Genomic DNA, 4,449 nt, shown 5'->3' with positions numbered 1-4,449 from the left:
CGAGCCGAGCCCGGCCAGGGCGATGATCTCGGAGGCGTTGCCGCGGACGATCGCCGGACGCGCTCGCACCAGCTCGGCGGCCAAGGCCGTGCGCACGGGCAGGGTGCCGATCGCGACGGGGTCCAGGACCCACCGGTCGGTGGCCCGCACCGCCTCGCGGGCCGCGTCGCCCTGCAGGGGCGTGGGCGTGCCGAGGTTGACCAGCAGGCCGCCCGCGACTCCGGCGAAGAGGCCGGCCTCCTCGGGGATGTCGACCATCGCCGGTGCGGCGCCGACGGCCAGCAGGACGTTGGCGGTGAAGCCGGTGACGACGCTGTTGGTGATGCACTGCACCAACGGGGTGGCCTCGCGCAGGCGGGTCAGCGCGACCTCGGCGGAGACGGGCGGAACGGACGGAGCTGTCATGGGACATTCCCTTCGCGAGTACGAGCTCGAGCAGGTTCGACGGGTCTGATCTCAGCCGCTTCGGTGCGGCACCCCGTGTCGCCGCTCACCCTAACGGCCGGGAGTCTCCGGGCCAACCGTCCCGGCCGGGACGGACCTCCTACGGTGGAGGCGTGAACGTGACCCCCGACGACGTGGCCCTGGCGACCGAGCTGGTCGTCGAGGCGGCTGCCCTGGCCGCCCGGATCCGGGCCGAGGACGACCTCGAGACCCGTGCGAAGACCAGCGTCTCCGACGTCGTGACCGCGGCGGACTTCGCGGCGGAGGCCCTCATCGTCGAGCGCCTCGGCCGGGAGCGTCCCGAGGACGGGCTGCTCGGCGAGGAGGGCACCGCGCATGAGGGCACGTCGGGACGCCGCTGGGTGATCGACCCCGTCGACGGCACCTACAACTTCGCGACGGGCTCGGACTACTGGTGCTCGGCGATCGCACTGGCGGAGGGCGACCACGCCCTGCTCGGGGCGGTGGCCCACCACGCCACGGGCACCGTCGTCGTCGGCGGACCCGACGTCCCCACGACCCGCAACGGCAAGCCGCTCCCGCGGATCGAGGACGGTCCCGTCACCGGTCTCGGTGCCGCGACGTACGCGCACCCCGCGTTCATCGACGGCCATCCCGGGTTCGAGGCGTGGCGCCGGGCCGCCGCCCTGCCGGCGACGATCCGCATGCTCGGCTCCGGCTCGATGGACCTCGTCGGCGTCGCCACCGGCCGTCTCGGCGTCTGGTTCCAGCACAGCACTCCCGCATGGGACTGGCTCCCCGGGACCGCGCTGGTGGCCGGCGTCGGCGGGACGACCGAGCGTACGGAGGTCGACGGCCTGCTGTGGTCGATCGCCGGACCCCCGACGGCCGTCCGCGACGTCGCCGTCGCGCTGCGGGGCGACGCGCGATGAAGGTCGTCGTCCTCACGGGCGCCGGGATCTCCGCCGAGAGCGGGCTGGCCACGTTCCGCGACGCCGACGGCCTGTGGGAGGGCCACCGCCCCGAGGACGTCGCCACCCCCGAGGCCTTCGCGTACGACCGGGCGCTCGTGCAGCGGTTCTACGACGAGCGCCGTGCCTCGCTGGGACGGGTGCGGCCGAACGCGGCGCACGTGGCCCTGGCCGAGCTGGAGCGGCACCTGGGCGACGACCTGCTGCTGGTGACGCAGAACGTGGACGACCTGCACGAGCGCGCCGGCTCGCGGCGCGTGCTCCACATGCACGGCAGCCTGCGCCACGTCCGGTGCGAGGTCTGCGAGCACCGGTTCGAGCACACCGGACCGCTCTCGCACGAGCCCGAGTGCCCCGAGTGCGACCGGGCGGCGCTGCGCCCCGACATCGTTTGGTTCGGCGAGTACCCGCACGGCATGGACGACATCCACGAGGCGCTCACCGAGGTCGAGGTGTTCGCCGCGATCGGCACGTCAGGCGTGGTCTATCCGGCCGCCGGGTTCGTCGACTACGCGCACGCGTCGGGCGCCCACACGTTCGAGCTCAACCTGGTGCCCACGGGCGGCGACTTCCACACGAGCTGGGCGGGTCCGGCGACCGAGGTCGTGCCCCGCTGGGTCGATCACCTCGTCGGCACGGCCTGACTCAGGCGCCGACGGGGCCTGCGCCCGGCTCGGCCGCCTCGAGCACCTCGACCTCGTCGCCCACCCGGATCGTGACGTCGGCCGAGTCGGGGATCAGGTTGACCCCGAACCAGACCGCCCCGCCGAACCGGCGGATCCTCGCGAGCGTGCGGATCGGCTCCTTGCCGCCCTCGACGTCACCGGACTCGTGAGCCTCGAGGGTCGTGATGACGCACCGTGCGCAGCCCTTCACCGCACGGAACGTTGCGTCGCCGACCCGGATCCGCCGCCAGTCGTCCTCGAGCCACGGCGCGTCCCCGTCGACCACGAGGTTCGGGCGGAAGCGCCCCATCGGGACGGGGTCGCCGTCGCCGGCCACGATCGCCTCGTTGAGGGCGGCCAGGGAGGCCTCCGTCGCGATGAGCAGGGGATAGCCGTCGGCGAGGCTCACGCGGTCCTCGGGCTCGCCGCGAGCCGGGTTGACGGCGCGCCGGGTGGGGTCGTCGAGGTGGACGAGGCGGACCTCGCGGTCGAGCGTCTCGGTGAGCCACTTCGCGGCTTCGGCCGCCTCGGCGGCGGTGATGAGCGAGCTCCAGATCCGCACCGGCACTTGGGCCGCCGGGTCGGGATCGGGGACGTCGATCGTCGGGCGGCCGGGAGCACTGAGCCGTAGGCCGGTCCCGGTCAGGCTCGCGTCGATGGCGAGCAGTCGGCGCTCCTCGCGTGCGGTCAGGAACGTCCCGTCCGCGTCGACGACCATCCACCGGCGGTCGCCCGCCAGGCCCCACGGCTCGACGACCGCGGACTCGAGGTCCTCGATGGTGCCCGACTTGAGCGGGTGGCGGTGGAGGGAGGTCAGTCGCACGCGCTCAGCGTATCGGCGAGACGCCGGATGCCACGGTCTCGACCCGCGCCGTGCTGGCTGACCTGAGACGATGGCAGGCGTGACGAGTTCGACCCGCCTCGGCGCTGCCGGGATGTCGTCGCGACGTGCCGAGCTGGGGATCGCGCTCGTCGTCCCGGCGATGCGTGCCGTCGTGCTGGTCCAGATTGTCCTGAGCGTCCCGGCGGGCGCCCGCCTGGCGACCAGCAGTGCCGCGTACGTGGCCCTGGCCCTGGCCGCCACCGTGGTCTCCCTGCTGCTGATCGTGCAGTGCCTGGCAACCGGTTCGGTACGCCCCGGTTGGTGGCACGTCCCCGACCTGGTCGTCGCGTGGGCCGCGTTCGCCGTGATGGGGCTGCTGATGCCCGCGACCCACATCGTGGGGACGTGGGAGGCCTGGGCGGCTGGTTTCGCCATCAACGTCGCCGCCCTGGCGTCGACCTGGCTGCGGCCGCTGGTCTCGGTCGTGCACGGGATCGCGCTCGGCGGCTGGTACTTCGCGTGGGCGTCCGCCACGGGGATCACGTCGGTCGCGACGAACGTGAGCAACGCGATCACGATCCCCGGCTACGCGCTCGTGGTCGCCCTGCTGGTCCACTACCTGAGGTCGCTGGCCGCCGACGCGGACCGTTCCCGCGAGGAGGCGGTGGCGGCCACGCGAGCCCTCGAGCTCGGCCGCTACCAGCTGACGGTCCACGACGCCTCCAGCATCCTGCGACTGCTGTCGGACGAGGACACCCCGGCCGAGGTCCTGCCCGGACTGCGGGTCCAGGCGGACCGTGAGGCGACGCGGCTGCGCAACTACCTGTCGGCGCAGCCGCTGGAACGGCCGGGGGACCGCACCGTCGGCTCGATGCTCGGCGACGCGCTCGAGGGCTTTGACGACCTGCCGCTCGAGCTGGCGGTCGACCTGGGCAGTCACGCCAGGCTGACCGAGGAGGTCTGGCAGGCGACCGGCCGTGCCGTGGCCACCGTGCTGCACAACGTCCGCCTGCACGCGAACGCCGACCAGGTCGTGGTGCACGCGGACTGCGACGGCGGCTCGTGGGAGGTGGTGGTCTCGGACGACGGACGCGGCTTCGACCAGACGAGCCAGCCGCTCGGCTTCGGGCTCGACACCCAGGCCGGGCAGGCGCTGCGCGAGGTCGGGGTGAGCGCCGAGATCCGCTCGGCCCCCGGGCGTGGCACCTCCGTCACGTTCACGGGCCCCGTCCCGGGCGGTGGCGCCGGATGACCGGGCCCCTGCCGTTCAGGCTCGTGCGCCCCGCGGCGACGTCGCGTCCGGCGCCTGGGCTCGCCAGGCGGTTCGCCCGCGTCGGACTGCGTGGTGTGCTGGCCGATCTCGCCCGCCGGGGCCGCCGCGTCGAGGTCCCCGGCGAGGCCGCCGCCCGGGGGTTCCGGTGGGACGAGCGCGACGTGACGACCCCGCGCTGGTGGCCGCAGGGCATCACGACGTCGGCCGACGCGTACGGTCCCGACCCGCAGTCCGGCACGTTCGAGGGGCGAGACGTCGTGCTCGTCAGCTGGTACGCCCGCGGCCTGATCGGCCGGCTCGCGCTCGGCTCCC

At 74.0% G+C, this 4,449-nt stretch carries 5 protein-coding genes, 1 pseudogene and 1 riboswitch; of the genes and pseudogenes, 4 read left to right on the top strand and 2 right to left on the bottom strand.

Translation table 11 applies throughout. The features are described 5' to 3' along the window. The coding region (locus RT323_RS04340; protein WP_313405315.1) for a hydroxyethylthiazole kinase at positions 1-405 on the bottom strand (405 nt) is incomplete at its 3' end. Next, positions 395-491, bottom strand: a riboswitch (TPP riboswitch). (Overlaps the previous gene by 11 nt.) 66 nt (positions 492-557) lie before the next feature. Between RT323_RS04340 and RT323_RS04335 the strand changes: the two genes are divergently transcribed. Continuing rightward, positions 558-1,337, top strand: coding sequence for an inositol monophosphatase (locus RT323_RS04335; RefSeq protein WP_313405313.1), 780 nt, complete (start codon positions 558-560; stop codon positions 1,335-1,337). Continuing rightward, entirely contained in the window at positions 1,334-2,020 is a 687-nt protein-coding gene (locus tag RT323_RS04330) for an NAD-dependent deacylase (RefSeq protein ID WP_313405311.1), read from the top strand. Before RT323_RS04335 ends, RT323_RS04330 begins: the two co-directional genes overlap by 4 nt. Position 2,021: 1 nt before the next feature. Here RT323_RS04330 and RT323_RS04325 read toward each other — a convergent pair whose 3' ends face one another. Continuing rightward, complete coding sequence (locus RT323_RS04325; protein ID WP_313405310.1) at positions 2,022-2,864, bottom strand: MOSC N-terminal beta barrel domain-containing protein; 843 nt, start codon at positions 2,862-2,864, stop codon at positions 2,022-2,024. A gap of 79 nt (positions 2,865-2,943) precedes the next feature. On the opposite strand from RT323_RS04325, the gene RT323_RS04320 reads away from it, so the two are divergent. Then, positions 2,944-4,116: an ATP-binding protein gene (locus RT323_RS04320; protein WP_313405309.1), complete on the top strand. Its 1,173-nt coding sequence runs from the start codon at positions 2,944-2,946 to the stop codon at positions 4,114-4,116. After that, a pseudogene (locus RT323_RS04315) lies at positions 4,113-4,449 on the top strand (hypothetical protein); the annotation flags it as partial. The gene RT323_RS04320 and the pseudogene RT323_RS04315, both read left to right, overlap by 4 nt.

This window comes from Aeromicrobium sp. (genome assembly GCF_032084975.1).
GTDB lineage: Bacteria > Actinomycetota > Actinomycetes > Propionibacteriales > Nocardioidaceae > Aeromicrobium.
Note: the sequence above shows the minus strand (reverse complement) of the source record. Positions and strands in the feature narration are given on the sequence as shown.

Excerpts from the sequence above, each read along its gene's own strand:
- RT323_RS04330 (WP_313405311.1), top strand. The coding sequence starts at position 1,334 with ATGAAGGTCGTCGTCCTCACGGGCGCCGGGATCTCCGCCGAGAGCGGG.